A 17,867-nucleotide genomic window follows, 5' to 3' on the forward strand; every position below is an offset into this window, starting at 1 on the left:
CCCTAAAGATACGGAGCGGCTGACACCGTAGACTAACGCGCCACCCCTGTATCCCAAAATCCCTAGGACGATCACATGTCTTTCCTTATGAGGATCTCGCGGCTTATCGACGCCGTGACTGATTTCATCGGGCAGTGGGCGAAATGGCTGATCCTGCTGGCCGTACTGGTCTGCGCGGGCAACGCCATCATTCGCTACACCTTCAGCATCAGCTCCAATGCCTGGCTCGAACTGCAGTGGTATATGTTCGCCGGTGTGTTCCTGCTCGGTGCGCCCTACACGCTGCGCCGCGACGAGCATGTCCGCATCGACGTCATTGCCGGCCGCCTGTCCGAGCGCGCCCAGGCGTGGATCGACGTCTTTGGCATCATTTTCTTCCTGATGCCGATCACGCTGATCATTCTGTGGTTGTCGATCCCCTACTTCTGGCTGTCCTATGTCGGCCATGAAATGTCGGGCAATGCCGGCGGCCTGATCCGCTGGCCGGCCAAGTTCCTGATCGTGGCTGGCTTCTTCCTGCTGATCCTGCAAGGCCTGTCCGAACTGATCAAGCGCTTCGCCTACCTGAAGGGCCTGCTGCCGGCCTCCGCATTCCGCAAGCATTCGATCGACCCCGCAGCGGAAATCGCCGCGACGATAGCGGACGCCGATCGCCCCGGCCCGTCGGCAAAACAATAACAGGCGCCTACGATGACGCAATTCCTGATCCAAAACATGGCGCCGATCATGTTCGGCACGCTGGTCATATTCCTGCTGTCGGGTTTTCCGATCGCCTTCGCGCTGGCCGCCAACGGTCTGCTGTTCGCCTTCGTCGGCATCGAGCTGGGCTTGCTCCAGCCCGCGCTGCTGCAGGCACTGCCCAGCCGCTTGTTCGGCATCATCGAGAACGACACGCTGCTGGCGATCCCGTTCTTCACCTTCATGGGCCTGATCCTGGAACGCTCAGGCATGGCCGAGGACCTGCTCGACACCATCGGCCAGCTGTTCGGCCCGATCCGCGGCGGCCTGGCCTATGCCGTGATCTTCGTCGGCGCGCTGCTGGCAGCGACCACCGGCGTGGTGGCGGCCTCGGTGATCTCGATGGGGCTGATCTCGCTGCCGCTGATGCTGAAGTATAAGTACGACAAGCGGCTGGCGTCGGGTGTGATCGCCGCGTCGGGCACGCTGGCGCAGATCATTCCGCCGTCGCTGGTGCTGATCGTGCTGGCCGACCAGCTCGGCCGCTCGGTCGGCGACATGTACAAGGGCGCGTTCGTGCCGGGCCTGGTGCTGACCGGCCTGTACATGGGCTACGTGCTGCTGATCACGCTGATCAAGCCGGCCGCGGCGCCGGCGCTGCCGCTCGAGGCGCGCACCTTCCGCGAACCCAGCGGCAAGAGCGGCGCCACCTCGGTGCTGGTGCTGACCGCGCTGTCGATCGTGGTGGGCGTGGCGGTGGACAAGATGTACAAGCCCGAGGCACCGCTGGATGAGCGGCTGGTGATCTCGGTCGGCGCGGCCATCCTGTTCGCCTTCGTGCTGGCGGTGATCAACAAGGCGCTGAAGCTGAACCTGCTGTCGCGCATGGCCGAGAAGGTCACCTTCGTGCTGATCCCGCCGCTGGCGCTGATCTTCCTGGTGCTCGGCACGATCTTCGTCGGCGTGGCCACGCCGACCGAAGGCGGCGGCATGGGTGCGCTCGGCGCGCTGGTGCTGGCGCTGATGAAGCGCCGCCTTGACCTGGGGCTGACCCGGCAGGCGATGGAAGGGACGCTCAAGCTGTCGGCCTTCGTGATCTTCATCCTGATCGGCGCGCGCGTGTTCTCGCTGACGTTCTACGGCGTGGACGGCCATATCTGGGTGGAGCACCTGCTGACCGCGCTGCCCGGCGGCCAGGCCGGCTTCCTGATCGCGGTGAACGTGCTGTTCTTCCTGCTGGCGTTCTTCCTGGACTTCTTCGAGCTGGCCTTTATCCTGGTGCCGCTGGTCGGCCCGGTGGCGGACAAGCTCGGCATCGACCTGATCTGGTTCGGCGTGCTGCTGGCCGTGAACATGCAGACCTCGTTCATGCACCCGCCGTTCGGCTTCTCGCTGTTCTATCTGCGCTCAGTCGCGCCGCGCGAGGTGAAGACCTCGGATATCTACTGGGGCTCGGTGCCGTTCGTGGTCATCCAGCTGGTGATGGTGGCGCTGATCATCGTCTTCCCCGGCCTGGTCAGCACCGGCACGCAAAAGGCACAGGATCGCAGCATCACGCGCGACCTGAGCCTCGACCTGGGAGGCACCAGCCCCAAGCCGGCGCCGAGCCTGTCGGTACCGGCACCGGGGTCGCAGCCCGCCGCTGGCGGATCGCTGGAGCTGCCGACACAGCCGCCCGCGGAAAGCGAATCGGCCGCGCCGCAGTTTGAGTTCGAAAAGAAGCGCTGAACCAGCTCCCCGGGGACGCGCAAGCCTGGCAAGCCCCGCGGCAACGCGGGGCTTTTTCATTGGCGCGGGTCCACCCCGGCGCCGTCCGGCGGTGGTGGCGCGGTGGCGCTTTGGTGTCGCCGCAAGGCATGGCGCGCGATTGCGAATCGGCTCATCGACCGGCGCTCCGGCGGGGCCCAGACTGGCTCCTGTGTTCAGCAGACTGACCCCCAGGAGAGCCACCATGCCCACCACACCCTTGTACCGGCCGGACACGGCAACGATGCACAGCCTGCCGTCGATACGTGACCGCCGTATTGATAACAATGCTATCCTTGCTCCATCCGATGGTGAGGAGCTCAAGATGGCAACACTACTCGTTCGTGGCATCGATGAATCCCTGGTCCAGCGCCTGCGCGAGCGGGCCGTCGCCAACGGCCGCAGCGCCGAGGCCGAACACCGCGCCATCCTGGCGCAGGCGCTGGGCGGCACGCGCCGGCGCAGCCTGGCCGAGGTGCTGGCCAGCATCCCGGACGTCGGGCAAGACGCCGACTTCGAGCGGATCCAGAATCCAGGCGAGGCGCCGCGTGTATTTGATTGATACCAACGTCATCAGCGAAACGCGCAAGCGCGAACGCGCCAACCCCGGCGTGCGCGCATTCTTCCGGCAGGCGGCGCGGGAAGGTGCCGCGCTCTACCTGTCGGCGCTGACCGTGGGCGAGCTCCAGCGTGGCGTAGCGCTGATCCGCCATCGCGGCGATACGGCGCAGGCCGAGGTGCTGGAGCAATGGCTGGCGACCGTGCTGGAGGATTTTGGCCGGCTGGTGTTGCCTGTCGATGCCGACGTCGCCCAGGTCTGGGGCCAGCTGCGCGCGCCGCGGCCTGAGCACGCGCTGGACAAGTTCATTGCCGCCACCGCGCTGATCCACGACCTGACCATTGTCACGCGCAATGTTGAGGATTTCCGCGGCACGGGCGCGATGCTGCTGAATCCGTTCACCTAGCCCCACCCCAAAAGAAAGGACCCCGCATAGCGGGGCCCTGTTCACGTCAGCGGAACGCGGACTGGCGCTCAGCCGCCCTGCTTCACGCAGTCGACAAAGTACGCCGTCTTGCCGTCGACCTCGTCCTCGACCAGGCCGTGGATGTCGGTCTCGAAGCCAGGGAACAGCTTGTTGAACTCGCGCGCGAACTTCAGGTACTGCACGATGGTGCGGTTGAAGCGCTCGCCCGGAATCAGCAGCGGAATGCCCGGCGGGTACGGCGTCAGCAGGATGGCGGTGACGCGGCCCTCCAGGTCGTCGACCGGCACGCGCTCGATCTCGCGGTGCGCCATCATGGCCCAGGCATCCGACGGCTTCATCGCCGGCTCCATGTCCGACAGGTACATCTCCGTCGTCACACGGGCCACGTCGTTGGCCTTGTACACGCTGTGGATCGCATCGCACAGGTCACGCAGGCCCATGCGCTCGTATTGCGGGTGCTTGGCGACGAATTCCGGCAGCACGCGCCACAGCGGCTGGTTCTGGTCGTAGTCGTCCTTGAACTGCTGCAGCTCGGTCACCAGCGAGTTCCAGCGGCCCTTGGTGATGCCGATAGTGAACATGATGAAGAACGAATACAGCCCGGTCTTCTCGATGATGATGCCGTGCTCGGCCAGGTACTTGGTGACGATGGCCGCCGGGATGCCGCGTTCGCTGAACTCGCCGTCCACGTCCAGGCCCGGGGTGATGATGGTGGCCTTGATCGGGTCGAGCAGGTTGAAGCCGTCGGCGAGGTCGCCGAAGCCGTGCCAGCGCTCATTGGCCTTGAGCATCCACTCTTCGCGGTCGCCGATGCCGTCTTCGATCAGTGCGTCCGGGCCCCACACCTTGAACCACCAGTCGCCGTTTTTGCCGTCGTCGTAGTCGCCCTCGACCTTGCGCATGGCGCGGCGGAAATCCATCGCCTCCTGGATGCTTTCTTCCACCAGCGCGGTGCCGCCCGGCGCTTCCATCATCGCCGCGGCCACGTCGCACGAGGCGATGATCGAGTACTGCGGGCTGGTCGAGGTGTGCATCAGGTACGCCTCGTTGAAGCGGTAGCGGTCCAGCTTGCGCGTCTCGGAATCCTGCACCAGGATCTGCGAGGCCTGCGACAGGCCGGCCAGCAGCTTGTGCGTCGACTGGGTGGCGAACACCAGCGCGTCCTTGCTGCGCGGGCGGTCCTTGCCGATCGCGTGCATATTGCGATAGAAGTCGTGGAAGGCCGCATGCGGCAGCCAGGCTTCATCGAAGTGCAGCGTATCGATCTCGGCGGCCAGCATTTCCTTGATCTGCTCGGCGTTGTACAGCACGCCATCGTACGTACCCTGAGTGATGGTCAGGATGCGCGGCTTCTGGTTCTTGGCCTTGCTGGCGAACGGGTGGTTGGCGATCTTCTTCCTGATCGTCTCCGGATCGAACTCGCTCTTCGGGATCGGGCCGATGATGCCGTAGTGGTTGCGCGTGGGCATCAGGAAGACCGGGATCGCGCCCGTCATCATGATCGCGTGCAGGATCGACTTGTGGCAGTTGCGGTCCACCACCACGATGTCGCCCGGCGCCACGTTGGCATGCCACACCATCTTGTTCGAGGTGGAGGTGCCGTTGGTGACGAAATACATGTGGTCGGAGTTGAAGATGCGCGCGGCATTGCGCTCCGATGCGGCCACCGGGCCGGTGTGGTCCAGCAGCTGGCCCAGTTCATCGACCGCGTTGCAGACGTCGGCGCGCAGCATGTTCTCGCCGAAGAACTGGTGGAACACCTGGCCCACCGGGCTCTTCAGGAAAGCCACGCCGCCCGAGTGCCCCGGGCAGTGCCACGAGTACGAGCTGTCCTGCGCGTAGTCGATCAGCGCCTTGAAGAACGGCGGCGCCAGCGTGTCGAGGTAGACCTTGGCTTCGCGGATGATGTGGCGTGCCACGAATTCCGGCGTGTCCTCGAACATGTGGATGAAGCCGTGCAGCTCGCGCAGAATATCGTTGGGGATGTGGCGCGAGGTGCGGGTCTCGCCGTACAGGAAGATCGGCAGGTCCGAGTTGCGGCGGCGCACTTCGGTGACGAAGGCGCGCAGCTTTTCGATGGCGGCGGCCTCGAGCTGGTCATCGCCGTCGCGCGTGAACTCGTCGTCATCGATCGAGACAATAAAGGTCGATGCCCGGCTGGACTGCTGCGCAAACGACGTCAGGTCGCCGTAGCTGGTCAGGCCCATGACCTCCATGCCCTCTTTCTCGATCGCCTCGGCCAGCGCGCGGATGCCCGAGCCGGAGATGTTCTCGGAGCGAAAGTCTTCGTCAATGATGATGACGGGGAAACGGAATTTCATCGGGCATCCTTGATGGAAAGCAGGACATAAAGGACTTGAGCCACATGGCCGGCAGGAGGTTCCCCGCTGCGGCGACATGTGGCTCTGACGTCAGGTGTGGCGGCCATTCTCGGGGCCAGCCTTCCGGCAAACGCCGGCATTGTAATGCGCTCAGGTCTTCGGCAGTGTGACACCGTGCTGGCCCTGGTACTTGCCGCCGCGGTCACGGTACGAGGTCTCGCAGACTTCGTCGCTCTCGAAGAACAGCACCTGGGCGCAACCCTCGCCGGCGTAGATCTTGGCGGGCAGCGGCGTGGTGTTGGAGAACTCCAGCGTCACATAGCCTTCCCACTCCGGCTCGAACGGCGTCACATTGACGATGATGCCGCAGCGGGCGTAGGTGCTCTTGCCCAGGCAGATGGTCAGCACGCTGCGCGGGATCCGGAAGTATTCCATCGTGCGCGCCAGCGCGAACGAATTGGGCGGGATGATGCAGACATCGCCCTTGAAATCCACGAACGACTTCTCGTCGAAATTCTTCGGATCGACGATGGTGCTGTTGATATTGGTGAAGATCTTGAATTCGTCGGCGCAGCGGATGTCGTAGCCGTAGCTCGAGGTGCCGTACGAAACGATCTTGCGCCCGTCCTGCTCCCGGACCTGGCCTGGCGCGAACGGCTCGATCATGCCGTGCTGCTCCGCCATGCGGCGGATCCACTTGTCGGATTTGATGCTCATAAGGTTGGGAGGGTAAACACACTGGCTCGGAGTGCGCCGCATTGTACAACCAATCGCGCCCACCCCTTTATGCAAACGCAAACAACCAAGTGCCGCTTACACCACCGCGTCTTCAGGCAGCCGGTGGCGGAAGCGCTCGCGCCCGGTGTAGAGCAGGAAGTGCTTGCCGGTGCAGCGCGCAAACAGCGTCAGGTTGACGCGCCGGGCCATCTGGTAGCCCATCTGCGTCACGCCCGAGCGCGACAGCAGGAACGGGATGCCCATCTGCGCGCCCTTGATCACCATCTCGGAAGTCAGGCGCCCGGTGGTGTAGAAGATCTTGTCGCTGCCCGTCATGCCTTCCAGCCACATGCGCCCGGCGATGGCGTCCACGGCGTTGTGGCGGCCCACGTCCTCGATGAACATCAGCAGCTCGGTGCCCTGGAACAGCGCGCAGCCGTGCACCGAGCCAGCCTGCTTGTAGACCGACTGCTGCAGCCGGATGGTGTCGATGATGCCGTACAGGGTGTCCTGGTCCAGCGTGGCGCCAACCGGCAGGCGGATGTTGTCGACCTCATCGAGCAGCGAGCCGAACACGGTGCCTTGCCCGCAGCCGGTGGTCACCACGCGGCGCGCGGTGCGTTCCTCGATGCGGTCCACGCCATTGCGCGTGGTCACGGCGGCGGACTCGGTTTCCCAGTCGACCTGCACCGCGGCGATGTCTTCGATCGATTCCACCAGCCGCTGGTTGCGCAGGTAGCCGAGCACCAGGTGCTCGGGCGCGCCGCCCAGGGTCATCAGCGTGACCAGCTCGCGCTTGTCGAGGTAGACCGTCAGCGGACGCTCGCCCGGCAGGTAGGCCGCGCGCACGCGGCCCTGCTCGTCGACGACTTCAACCTCTTCGATCAGGGGAACGGCTGCCTGGGTAAGCTCGGGACGCAGGGTCATGACGAGGGGCTCGGGACTGCTGGTGAGGGCCCCGCGCCGCGCGCGGCGTGCATGGGGCTGTGGTTACGGCGCCTTTGCAGGGGATTGTACCGCGCCGGCCGCGGCTGGTTTGGCGTCGGCCGCGGTGCTGGCCACGGCTGGCGCCGGGGCGGCCGGCGCAGCGGCGGTCGGCGCCACAAACGGGCCCGGATCGGCACACGCGGCGGCTTGCGACGGCGCGCGGGTTTCCTGGCCGTGGGCCTTGCGCTCGGCGAAGTAACGCGCCGCGGTCTTGTCCTGCGCGCGGCACAACTGGTAGGCGGCGACCTTGTCGGCCCAGGCGGCGCGCGCCTTGGTCTCAGCGGCCTTGGCCTGCTGGGCCTCGGTCGGCGGCGGCAGCTTGGCCAGCGCGCCAGTGGCAAGGGTGGCGCCCGCGCACAGGGCAACCAGCGTCAGGGTGCGTGTCATCGTCATCGTGGGTTCCGCATGGTCTGGTTGGCAGCCGGCCTCAGGCTTCGCCCGGGGTATGCCGGGTGTTGCGCCCCGCGGCGGCTTCCGGGCTGGCCGAACGCTGGGCCGGGATCTTGCCGGACTTGATGTCGTCGTACCAGTGCTCGTGGTGCTCCTTGGCCCAGGCCTCGTCCACCCAGCCGTCGCGCATGGCGCGGTAGGCGCCTTCCATGCCGACCGTGCCCATGTAGATATGGCCGCACGCCATCGCGATCATCAGCACGGCCGAGATCCCATGGATCACGTTGGCGATCTGCATGGTCGCGCGGTAGTAGTCCATGCCTGGCACGATCATGTCCAGCACCCAGCCCGATGCCGACAGCACCAGCCCGAACACGAACACGCCGATCCAGAACCACATCTTCTCGCCGGCATTGAAGCGCCCGCTCGGCACATGCTTGCCGGACGCCAGGCCGCCAAGGCTGGTGACCCAGCGCATGTCGTCGCGGTTGGGCAGGTTGTCGCGCACGAACACCACGAAGGCCACGATCACCGACAGCGTGAAGATCGGGCCGATCACGTTGTGCAGGTTCTTCAGCACGTAGGTCAGCCAGCCGAACAGCATGTGGCCCATCAGCGGCAGCAGGAAATGCTTGCCCAGCAGCAGCACGATGCCCGACACCGCCAGCACCACGAACGAGATCGCCATGGTCCAGTGGACAATGCGCTCAAGCGGCGTGAAGCGCTCGATCATGCGGCCGGTGCGCGGCGTGCGCAGCGGGATGGCGCCGCGCCAGAGGAAGAAGCCCAGGATGGCAAGCGGCACCACCAGCAGCAGCCAGCCGCCCCAGACGGTGATGACGCCGTTGCGGAACAGGCGCCATTGCTGCCCGGTGCGCTGGATCAGCACGCCGGCTTCCTTGTCGGGCAGGCTGCTGTAGTGGCGCTGGTCGGAATTGACCTCGCGCCAGACCGGCGCATTGTTGCCGGGCTGCGTGACGGTGCGCTGCTGCTGCGACTGGGCCTCGGCGGCGATATCGCGGCGCGGTATGTTGAAGATATTCTCGGATGCGATGCCGGCCAGCGGCTGGACCGGGTGCGTGGCCGGGTTGTTGGTGTCGGCATTGGCCTGCGCGGCGGCCGGTGCCGGCGGTGCCGAGGCCGGCGCCTGTGCGGCGGCGGTGCCGGCAAAGGCCGCCAGTGCCAGCGCGCCGGCGCTGAGCCAGCGCCGCCAGCCTGCGCGGCATGCATTCTGCGACGGCGTCATGTGCACTCCTTCGGATCGTCGAGGGCCAGCGCCCGGCTGCCGGGGCGGCCCAGCTGCAGCGCCTTCATTGCGTGCGGTTGTACTCGTTCTGCAACTGGTTGCGCTGGCGAATCTGGTTGTCCCAGCTGGTCTTGTCGCCCTGCTTCCAGCCCTTGGCCACGAACGGATCATCCGGGGCGCCCTGGTAGGCCTGGGCGTCAGTCTTGCGGTGCGACGGGCTGATGGTCTGCGGCTTCTCGCCGCAAGCTGCCAGCAGCACGCCGCACAGCGACACCAATGCAACAACGCGGACGCGGTTCATGACGCTTGCCCTCCCGGGGCCGCGGGTGCGGCCGGTGCAGCGGGCGCCGGCTGTGCCGGTTGGGCCGGCTGGGCCGCGCCGCCCTTGGCGGTGCCGTAGGCCGTGCCCCAGCCGAACACGTCGCCGCCGGTGCCGCGCTTGATCACGCGGTTGCGCAGGATGTCGGCGATCACATCGCCGTCGCCGCCCAGCAGCGCCTTGGTCGAGCACATCTCGGCGCACAGCGGCAGCTTGCCTTCGGCCAGGCGGTTGCGGCCGTATTTCTCGAACTCAGCTTCCGAGCCGTTCTTTTCCGGGCCGCCAGCGCAGAAGGTGCACTTGTCCATCTTGCCGCGCACGCCGAAGGTGCCGGTCGACGGGAACTGCGGCGCGCCGAACGGGCAGGCGTAGGAGCAGTAGCCGCAGCCGATGCAGACGTCCTTGTCGTGCAGCACCACGCCGTCCTCGGTGCGGTAGAAGCAGTCGACCGGGCAGACCGCCATGCAGGGCGCGTCCGAACAGTGCATGCAGGCCACCGAGATCGATTTCTCGGCGCCGACCATGCCGTCGTTGACGGTGACCACGCGGCGCCGGTTCACGCCCCAGGGCACCTCGTGCTCGTTCTTGCAGGCAGTGACGCAGCTGTTGCACTCGATGCAGCGCTCGGCGTCACAGATAAATTTCATGCGTGCCATGGTGTCCCTCTGCGCTTAGGCAAACCGCTCGATCTGGCAAACGGTGGTCTTGGTTTCCTGCATCATCGTCACCGAGTCATAGCCGTAGGTGGTGGCCGTGTTGACCGCCTCGCCGCGCACCACCGGCATCGCGCCCGCGGGATAGTAGTCCTTCAGGTCCTTGCCTTGCCACCAGCCCGAGAAATGGAACGGGATAAACGCGGTATCGGGCCCCACCCGCTCGGTCACCAGCGCGCGCACCTTGATGCGGGCCCCGGTGGGCGTCTTCACCCAGCAGAAGTCACCGTTGCGGATACCGCGGTCGGACGCCGCGCGCGGGTTGATCTCGACGAAGTTCTCCTGCTGCAGTTCGGCCAGCCACGGGTTGGAGCGGGTTTCTTCGCCACCGCCCTCGTACTCGACCAGCCGCCCGGAGGTCAGGATGATCGGGAACTTTTCATAGACCTTGTTCTCGATATTGCGCTGCTGCACCGACTTGTACAGCGTCGGCAGCCGCCAGAACGCCATCTTGTCGTCGTGGGTCGGGTACTTGGCGACCATGTCCGGGCGCGTGGAGTACAGCGGCTCGCGATGCTGCGGGATCGCGTCGGGGAAGTTCCATACCACCGCGCGCGCCTTGGCGTTGCCGAACGGGTGGCAGCCATGGTTCTTCATCACCACGCGCTGGATGCCGCCCGACAGGTCGGTCTTCCAGTTCTTGCCTTCGGCCTTGGCCTTCTCGGCATCGGTCAGGTCGTCCCACCACCCCAGCTTCTTCAGCAGCACATGATCGAACTCCGGATAGCCGGTGGTGATCTCAGCGCCCAGCGAATACGAACCGTCCTCCGCCAGCAGGCTGACGCCGTCGCGCTCCACGCCGAAATTGGCGCGGAAGTTGCCGCCGCCGTCCATCACGTGCTTGCTGGTGTCGTACAGGTTGGGCGAGCCCGGGTGCTTCAGTTCCGGCGTGCCGTAGCACGGCCACGGCAGCCCGAAGTAGTCGCCGCTCAGGTCGTAGCCGGTCACCGGGTCCTTGCCCGCCTTGCAGCGCAGCGTCTTGACGTCGAACATCTGCATATTGCGCATATGCGCCTTCAACCGCTCCGGCGACTGGCCGGTGTAGCCGATGGTCCAGTTGCTGGCGTTGATCTCGCGCAGGATCGATTCTGGCTCCGGCTCCATCCAGGTGCGGCCGGCGCGCTTCACCTCGATCAGCTTCATGTTCTTCGACAGCTCCTTGCCAAAGCCGAGCCGGTCGGCAAACGCCTGCATGAGCGTATGGTCGGGCATCGACTCGAACAGCGGCTCGATGACCTTCTCGCGCCATTGCAGCGAGCGGTTCGACGCGGTGCACGTGCCCGAGGTCTCGAACTGCGTGCAGGCCGGCAGCAGGTAGACCGCGCGGTTCGGGTTGACCTTGTCGCCCTCGGCCGGCGGCATGTTGGCCATGGCCGCGGTCGCCGACGGATAGGGGTCGACCACCACCAGCAGGTCGAGCTTGTCCAGCGCCTTCTTCATCTCCAGGCCGCGCGTCTGCGAGTTCGGGGCATGGCCCCAGAAGAACACGCCGCGCACGTTGTTGTCCTGGTCGATCAGCTCGTTCTTCTCGGTGACGATATCGATCCAGCGCGACACCGTGGTGCCGGACTTCTCCATCATCGCCTGCGAGACGAACTGCTTCTTGATCCATTCATAGTCCACACCCCACACCGCGGCGTAGTGCTTCCACGCGCCGGTGGCCAGGCCGTAGTAGCCCGGCAGCGAGTCCGGGTTGGGGCCCACGTCCGTGGCACCCTGCACGTTGTCATGGCCGCGGAAGATGTTGGCGCCGCCTCCCGCCACGCCGATATTGCCCAGCGCCAGCTGCACGAGGCACGAGGCCCGCACGATCGCGTTGCCGATGGTGTGCTGGGTCTGACCCATGCACCACACCAGCGTGCTGGGACGGTTCTTGGCCATGATCTCGGCCACCATCTTCACCTGCGCCTCGGGCACGCCGCAGACTTCCTCGACCTTGTCGGGCGTCCACTTGGCCATGACCTCTTCCTTGACCTTGTCCATGCCGTAGACGCGGTCCTGCAGGTACTTCTGGTCTTCCCAGCCGTTCTGGAAGATGTGGTACAGCATGCCGAACAGGAACGCGATGTCGGTACCCGAGCGGATGCGCACGTAGTGTTGCGCCTTGGCTGCGGTGCGCGTGTAGCGCGGATCGACCACGATCACCTTGCAGCCGTTCTCCTTGGCGTGCAGCAGGTGCAGCATCGATACCGGGTGCGCCTCGGCCGCGTTGGAGCCGATATACAGCGCTGCCTTCGCGTTCTGCATATCGTTGTACGAGTTGGTCATCGCCCCGTATCCCCAGGTATTCGCCACGCCCGCCACGGTGGTGGAGTGGCAGATGCGCGCCTGGTGGTCGGTGTTGTTGGTGCCGAAGAACGACACCCACTTGCGCAGCAGGTAGGCCTGCTCGTTGCTGTGCTTGGACGAGCCGACGAAGAACATCGAGTCCGGGCCGGTCTGCTGGCGGATCTCCTTCATCTTCGCGGTGATCTCGTCCAGCGCCTGGTCCCAGCTGATGCGCTGGTACTTGCCGTTGACCAGCTTCATCGGGTACTTGAGGCGGTATTCGCCGTGGCCGTGCTCGCGCAGCGCCGCGCCCTTGGCGCAGTGCGCGCCCAGGTTGATGGGCGAATCGAACACCGGCTCCTGGCGGATCCACACGCCGTTCTGCACCACCGCATCGACCGCGCAGCCGACCGAGCAGTGGCCGCACACGGTGCGCCTGACCACGATGCCGGTCTTGCCGTCGGCAGCCGCCTTCTTGTCGTCGGCTGCGTCCGCCTTGCGGATCAGCGTCAGCTGCGAGGCCGCCAGCCCGGCACCGACGCCGATGCCAGAGCGCTTGAGGAAGCTGCGGCGGTCCATGGTCGGCATCGCGCCGGCCAGGCTGGCCGCGAGCCGCTGCGAGAGTCGGCCGGAGGCTGCGCCGGCATGTTCAGGCCGGTTGGCCAGGCCGTCAGCGAGGCGGGCGGATGCGCCCTGCGCCGCGCGTTTGCGGGTCAAGATCATGTCTCACCTCAGATGCGGACGCAGGTCGCGTCCGGTTGCAGGCGGTGCGGCAGACCACACCGCCCTGGCAGCTACACCAGCGTGGTCCGGTAGTACTTGCGGATGTGGTCAGAGACCCGGTAACCCTTGCTGGCCGACGGAGGATCGGTGGGTTCCGGCAGAGCTGCGGCCTGGTCCGGCATGGCCGGACCGCGCGCGGTCAGCGCTGCCGCACCCGTAGCGGCAGCCACAACTCCAGCGCCCGCGAGAAACGTGCGGCGCGCGACCCTGGTTTGCTTCTGTGTCATGTGGGGGCTCCTCGGCTGTCCAAGCCCGATGGTTTTAGCCGTTATGCGTTGTTATGCATATTCTAGAATCAACTAGCAGGAAAGACCATGATATGCACGGGTTTTTCCCTACTTTCCAACCCATTTTCGTGTAAATGGCCGCCTTGGGCCCGCTGCGCTAAAGAAGCCTCGAAGCGCGCCGATATTCAATGCCGCCCGCTCAATGCATCTCGAGCGCCATCGCTTCCACGCCGGCAAACGCGCCCAGCAAGCCTGCCACGCTGCGATAGAAACGCGCCTGCGGGTGCGTCGTCACTGCATCGCACAATCGCTCCACCCAGGGCTGCAGGTGCTGCGCATAGAAACGCTGCTGCTCGCCCAGGTTGGACACCGCCAGGTCGTCGCCCGCCACCAGGAAGCGCATCACCTCGCACAGCGTGGCGATATGGTCCTCGGTTTCGCTGACATCTTCATGGCGCTCCAGGCCGTAGCGGGCCAGGTCTTCGCGCAGCGCCACCAGCGGGCGCTCGTTCAGGAAACCGGTCATGTAGAAGGAGCCGTACAGGAACACATCCTGGCGGCCCACGCCCACGAACAGCTGCCGGTACTCGTCCTCGGCCTCGGCCGCCGTGGTCTCCGATGCTGCATCGCACAATGCGTTCCACGCCTTGCCCAGCACGGTGTTCGCGTCCTCGCCCACGGCGCGGTTGGCGGCGATGTGGTGCAGCAGCGCGGCGTCGGGCGCGTGGTAGAACAGCGTGGCAAGCAGACCATAGAGGTCGGCGCGGGCGGTGTCTTCGGCATCGTCGGCGGGCGGCGCGGCGGTGAGCTGGATCGGCTGGAAATCTGTCATGTCGTGATGATTTGTCCTGGGTGGCCTGGCCGCTGTCAGCGCAGCGTGGCGCCGGTGGCGGTTCCCGTATCGCGCTCTATCATGTCGATGACGCGGCAGTCAGGGCACATCTTCAGGCGCTCGGCCGCGGCGCCGGCAAAGGCCGGATGGCCGGCCAGGCGCACCAGCATCGACTCCACCATCTGCGCCGTGCCGAACGGCTTGGCGCAGCGGATGCAATGGAACGGCTGGGTCTCGTTCAGGGTCACCGGGCGGCGCGCTGCGTCGCCGGCCAGCAGGCGCGGCACCAGGCTGATGGCGTCTTCCGGGCAGGTCTTCTCGCACAGCCCGCACTGCACGCAGTTGCGCTCGATAAAGCTGAGCACCGGGCGCTCGGGATTGTCGCGCAGCGCCTGCGACGGGCACGCGCCGACGCAGGCCATGCACATGGTGCACTTGCCCGTATCCACCGCGATCGCGCCGATCGGCGCGCCGGCCGGCAGCGGCACGCTTGGCGCGGGCACCGGCGCGTGCCGCGCCAGGTGATCCAGCACAAAGTCCAGCATCTCGCGCTTGGCCGCGACGGGGCCGAACGGCGCCGGCGGCACTGCGTTGCGGCCCGGGCGCAGCGCCGCCAGGCCGGCATCCAGCGCCGGCGTATCGGCGGCCTCGACCAGCGACAGTACCTCGCCGTCATAGCCCAGGCCGGCCAGCAGAGCGCGCCCGACCGCGATCTGCTCCAGCAGCGCGGTGCGGTACTGCGGTGCCTCGTCGCCGGTCAGCAGCACCGCTACGCGGCTGGCGCCCCAGCACAGCGCGGCGAGCCATAGCTCCAGCCCGGCCGAGGCCGGGTGGAACAGCGACAACGGCATCACATTGGCGGGCACTCCCCTGGCCTTGCCGCCGCGGGCGGAACGGCCCAGTGCCAGCAGCGCGGGCGTGCCGTATTCCTCGCCATGCAGCAGCACCACCGGATCGCGCGCGCCGGCCTGGCGGTACGCTGACAGCAGCGTGCGCAGGCGCGCGCCGGTCACTTCCGGCCCCGGGTAGCCATAGCTGATGGCCCCGCTCGGGCACACGGTGGTGCACGCGCCGCAGCCCATGCACAGGTTGGGCGTGACCTCGATGCGCCCCTTGCCGTCATGCCAGCGCGAGCCGATGGCCTCGGTCGAGCAGATGTCGATGCAGGCGGTGCAGCCGGTGGTCTGGTTGCGGCCATGCGCGCACAGGTTTTCCTTGTAGCGGAAGAACCTGGGCTTCTCGAACTCGCCCACCAGCCCCGCCAGCATCAGCGCCTGGGCCTGCTGGCGCGCGGCATCGGCGCCGGCGTGCAGATAGCCCTGCGGCGGCTGGTGCATGGTGAAGGCAGGCGTGTCGCACAGGTCGAAGACCAGGTCGAAGCGTCCCTGCACAGTGCCCTGCGGGCGGTCGAAGTCGATCGCCGCGGCGGCGCCGCAGGCGCGCACGCAAGCACGGTGCGAGCGGCAGCGCGACAGGTCGATCTGGTAGCTGAAGTCGATCGCGTCCTCGGGACAGGCGTCGATGCAGGCGTTGCAGCGGGTGCACAGGTCCAGGTCGATCGGGTTGCTGCGGCCTGCGCCGGTCTCCCAGCTGGCTTCGAACGCGCCCAGCCAGCCCGTCAGCGAGGCCAGCCGGCCGCTGTGGACCGGATAGGCGCGCGCCGCAGGCTGCGCCGCGGCGCCTTCACGCATGTCGCTGCCGGTCAGCAGCACCGTGACCTCCAGCTGCATCGCGGCCAGCCGCTCGGCCCACGGCAGCGCCCGCTGGGCCGGGCCCAGCACCAGCACCGCGCCGTCGGAACGGTAATCCACCACCGGCACCGGGTCAGGTTCGGGCAGCGCTGCCACGGCCAGCAGCGCGGCGATCTTGGCATTGGCGGTCTTGGGGTCGCGCCGGGCGCCCTGTGACCAGCCGCCGGTCTCGCGGATATTGACGAAGCGCACCGGCGCAGTCACCACCGGGCGGCCATCGCTGCCCTGCGCGGCCTGCGCCGCGACTTCGGTAAATAGCTGGCGTTCCTGGGTGCAGGCGACGATGACGTCGTCGGTGCCGTCGAGCGCGGCGGTGAAGTCGCCGATCTCGCGCCGGCACAGCAGGCGATGGACCTTCAAGGGGCCCTGGTTGGCGTCCTTGGTTGCTTCGGACAATGCCGCCCCGTCAAGCGGCATGGTGTCGTTGCAGTTGCAGATCAGCGTCGGCATGGCGAATGCGGCTGACCGGTCCGGACGTCCTTCTTGGCGAGGGGTCTGCGGGCCGGCGGATTGTGGGGATGCCTATTGTAGGCTGCGCTGCACCTGTGAGGCTACGCGCATTTATCCGGGTCTTGCGGGCCCTGTTCTGCGCTTTGACTTACAGTTTGCTGCGGCGTTTCGACTGGTGCGGGTATGTCCGTAGTGTCGGCGGTCTCGCCGGATTCGGCGAACTCGGCGGGCGCCGCCGGCGGTACATCCACAGGCCCCGCGGCGGCGGCCGCGGCCTGTGCCGCCGCGCGTTCCTCGTCGGTCGGCTCGAACAGGCCCAGTGTCTCGGACTGGCGCAGCTGGCGCAGGATCTCCGGCGGGATCGGGTCGGGCTTGCTGTAGTCGTCGATATAGATGTCGAGCCCGTCCATGACCTTGAAGTGCGGATCGGCGAACAGCGTCTTCAGCGCCGCGCGCTTGACTGACTCATCCACGCCGCGGGCCACGAACCGGGCGATCTCGTCGCCGGGGCGCAGCGCGGCCACGTCCTCCAGCGTCGGGGCCGGTACTTGCGGCGCTTCGGGCGCGGCCCCGGTGGCCGCGGGGACGGCTTCGGCATGCGCCGGTGGTGCCGGTTCTGCCGGCACGGGCACGCCCTCCCGCACCGCGGCCTTGCGGCGCGACCAGCGCGACAGGAAGGACGAATCGCTCATCGGCAGGGCAAGCTCAGGTCGTCAGGATCAGTAGCGGGCGCGGTCTTCCGGCGCCTTGAAGGATTCGGGCCGGCGCCGCTGCTTGGGCTCGGGCCGGTAGTGCTGGTCGACATAGGCCTGCAGCCACTCGCGCTGCTCGGGCGCCAGCGGCACGTTCTCGACGGTCTCGCCGGCATCGAGCCAGCGGCCGGCCTCGTTGTACGACAGCGTCACGGTCATCGGCACCGGATGGGCCTCTTCGCCAGCGCCGTCGTCCTCTGGCATGCGCCACAGCACGAACCAGCACGGCGTGGTCGAGGTCAGGTTCAGGTAATAGCCTTCGCCCTGGTCGCGGAACAACGTCACCTCGAAGCCCGGGTAGAGCCAGTGCGCGCCGTGGGCGTCGTGCTCCAGGCACACGGGATGCGTGCCGAACTCGCCAAGGTCCGGCAGCACCGCGTCCAGCTCCCACTTCCACGGCTGCCAGCGGTTGGCCAGCGCGACCTTGCGCATCACCACCGCCATGGTGACGGCGGGGCGGGCAGCGGGTGCCGGCAGGTCGGGGGCAGGCTGGCTTTCCATGGTTGCTGCGCGCGGCGCGCGCTCAGGTGTTTTGCACCACGATACTCGGAAACTTGCTGGTCATGTCGCGCGCCTTGTCGGCGACCTTGATCGCCACCTTGCGCGCGATGGCGCGGTACATCTCGGCCACCGGGCTGTCGGGCTCGGCCACCACGGTCGGGCGGCCGGAGTCGGCCTGCTCGCGGATCTGCAGGTTCAGC

At 66.8% G+C, this 17,867-nt stretch carries 17 protein-coding genes and 1 pseudogene; 4 read left to right on the forward strand and 14 right to left on the reverse strand.

Annotation, left to right across the window (positions count from 1 at the left end):
• The first annotated feature begins 75 nt into the window (after positions 1 to 75).
• The 4 genes from AC3WRR_RS28460 to AC3WRR_RS28475 all read left to right on the forward strand — a co-directional run bounded on the left by AC3WRR_RS28460 (position 76) and on the right by AC3WRR_RS28475 (position 3,389).
• Positions 76 to 678 (forward strand): TRAP transporter small permease subunit, encoded by a 603-nt coding sequence (locus AC3WRR_RS28460; RefSeq protein ID WP_492298729.1) that lies wholly within the window; start codon positions 76 to 78, stop codon positions 676 to 678.
• A 12-nt stretch (positions 679 to 690) separates the two neighbouring features.
• Positions 691 to 2,406 carry a TRAP transporter large permease gene (locus AC3WRR_RS28465; RefSeq protein WP_010813839.1) on the forward strand — a complete coding sequence of 572 codons (1,716 nt, stop codon included), beginning with the start codon at positions 691 to 693 and terminating at the stop codon, positions 2,404 to 2,406.
• A gap of 343 nt (positions 2,407 to 2,749) precedes the next feature.
• A complete protein-coding gene (locus AC3WRR_RS28470; protein ID WP_010813840.1) occupies positions 2,750 to 2,986 on the forward strand; it encodes a FitA-like ribbon-helix-helix domain-containing protein in 237 nt (78 codons plus the stop codon).
• Positions 2,973 to 3,389 (forward strand): type II toxin-antitoxin system VapC family toxin, encoded by a 417-nt coding sequence (locus tag AC3WRR_RS28475; protein WP_037023550.1) that lies wholly within the window; start codon positions 2,973 to 2,975, stop codon positions 3,387 to 3,389. The genes AC3WRR_RS28470 and AC3WRR_RS28475 overlap by 14 nt, the downstream gene beginning before the upstream one ends.
• A gap of 68 nt (positions 3,390 to 3,457) precedes the next feature.
• On the opposite strand, the gene AC3WRR_RS28480 is transcribed toward AC3WRR_RS28475, so the two are convergent.
• The 14 genes and pseudogenes from AC3WRR_RS28480 to AC3WRR_RS28545 all read right to left on the reverse strand — a co-directional run.
• Positions 3,458 to 5,731: an arginine/lysine/ornithine decarboxylase gene (locus AC3WRR_RS28480; RefSeq protein WP_011615917.1), complete on the reverse strand. Its 2,274-nt coding sequence runs from the start codon at positions 5,729 to 5,731 to the stop codon at positions 3,458 to 3,460.
• Positions 5,732 to 5,881: 150 nt separating this feature from the next.
• On the reverse strand, positions 5,882 to 6,448 hold the full coding sequence (dcd, locus tag AC3WRR_RS28485; protein ID WP_010813843.1) for a dCTP deaminase: 567 nt from the start codon (positions 6,446 to 6,448) through the stop codon (positions 5,882 to 5,884).
• 96 nt (positions 6,449 to 6,544) lie between these two features.
• Positions 6,545 to 7,375: a formate dehydrogenase accessory sulfurtransferase FdhD gene (locus AC3WRR_RS28490; RefSeq protein ID WP_492298730.1), complete on the reverse strand. Its 831-nt coding sequence runs from the start codon at positions 7,373 to 7,375 to the stop codon at positions 6,545 to 6,547.
• A gap of 63 nt (positions 7,376 to 7,438) precedes the next feature.
• On the reverse strand, positions 7,439 to 7,828 hold the full coding sequence (locus AC3WRR_RS28495) for a hypothetical protein (RefSeq protein WP_010813845.1): 390 nt from the start codon (positions 7,826 to 7,828) through the stop codon (positions 7,439 to 7,441).
• 34 nt (positions 7,829 to 7,862) lie between these two features.
• Positions 7,863 to 9,071 carry a formate dehydrogenase subunit gamma gene (locus AC3WRR_RS28500; protein ID WP_010813846.1) on the reverse strand — a complete coding sequence of 403 codons (1,209 nt, stop codon included), beginning with the start codon at positions 9,069 to 9,071 and terminating at the stop codon, positions 7,863 to 7,865.
• 64 nt (positions 9,072 to 9,135) lie between these two features.
• The gene (locus AC3WRR_RS28505) at positions 9,136 to 9,372 is read right to left on the reverse strand and encodes a hypothetical protein (protein ID WP_010813847.1); all 237 of its coding nucleotides are present in this window, start codon (positions 9,370 to 9,372) and stop codon (positions 9,136 to 9,138) included.
• Positions 9,369 to 10,046 (reverse strand): formate dehydrogenase FDH3 subunit beta, encoded by a 678-nt coding sequence (gene fdh3B, locus AC3WRR_RS28510; protein ID WP_010813848.1) that lies wholly within the window; start codon positions 10,044 to 10,046, stop codon positions 9,369 to 9,371. Before fdh3B ends, AC3WRR_RS28505 begins: the two co-directional genes overlap by 4 nt.
• Positions 10,047 to 10,061: 15 nt before the next feature.
• Positions 10,062 to 13,094: a molybdopterin-dependent oxidoreductase gene (locus AC3WRR_RS28515; RefSeq protein WP_011615919.1), complete on the reverse strand. Its 3,033-nt coding sequence runs from the start codon at positions 13,092 to 13,094 to the stop codon at positions 10,062 to 10,064.
• Positions 13,095 to 13,165: 71 nt separating this feature from the next.
• On the reverse strand, positions 13,166 to 13,381 hold the full coding sequence (locus tag AC3WRR_RS28520) for a hypothetical protein (protein WP_010813850.1): 216 nt from the start codon (positions 13,379 to 13,381) through the stop codon (positions 13,166 to 13,168).
• A gap of 199 nt (positions 13,382 to 13,580) precedes the next feature.
• Positions 13,581 to 14,213, reverse strand: coding sequence for a TorD/DmsD family molecular chaperone (locus AC3WRR_RS28525; RefSeq protein WP_010813851.1), 633 nt, complete (start codon positions 14,211 to 14,213; stop codon positions 13,581 to 13,583).
• Positions 14,214 to 14,248: 35 nt separating this feature from the next.
• Positions 14,249 to 16,414, reverse strand: a complete 2,166-nt coding sequence (locus tag AC3WRR_RS28530) for a 4Fe-4S binding protein (RefSeq protein WP_011615920.1) — start codon at positions 16,412 to 16,414, stop codon at positions 14,249 to 14,251.
• 101 nt (positions 16,415 to 16,515) lie between these two features.
• Positions 16,516 to 17,106 (reverse strand): DUF3306 domain-containing protein, encoded by a 591-nt coding sequence (locus AC3WRR_RS28535; RefSeq protein ID WP_010813853.1) that lies wholly within the window; start codon positions 17,104 to 17,106, stop codon positions 16,516 to 16,518.
• Between the two features lie 27 nt (positions 17,107 to 17,133).
• Positions 17,134 to 17,667, reverse strand: coding sequence for a DUF3305 domain-containing protein (locus AC3WRR_RS28540; RefSeq protein ID WP_010813854.1), 534 nt, complete (start codon positions 17,665 to 17,667; stop codon positions 17,134 to 17,136).
• A gap of 22 nt (positions 17,668 to 17,689) precedes the next feature.
• Positions 17,690 to 17,867: pseudogene (locus tag AC3WRR_RS28545) on the reverse strand (iron-sulfur cluster carrier protein ApbC); the annotation flags it as partial.

The organism is Cupriavidus sp. FW305-3-2-15-C-LB2, assembly GCF_058787575.1.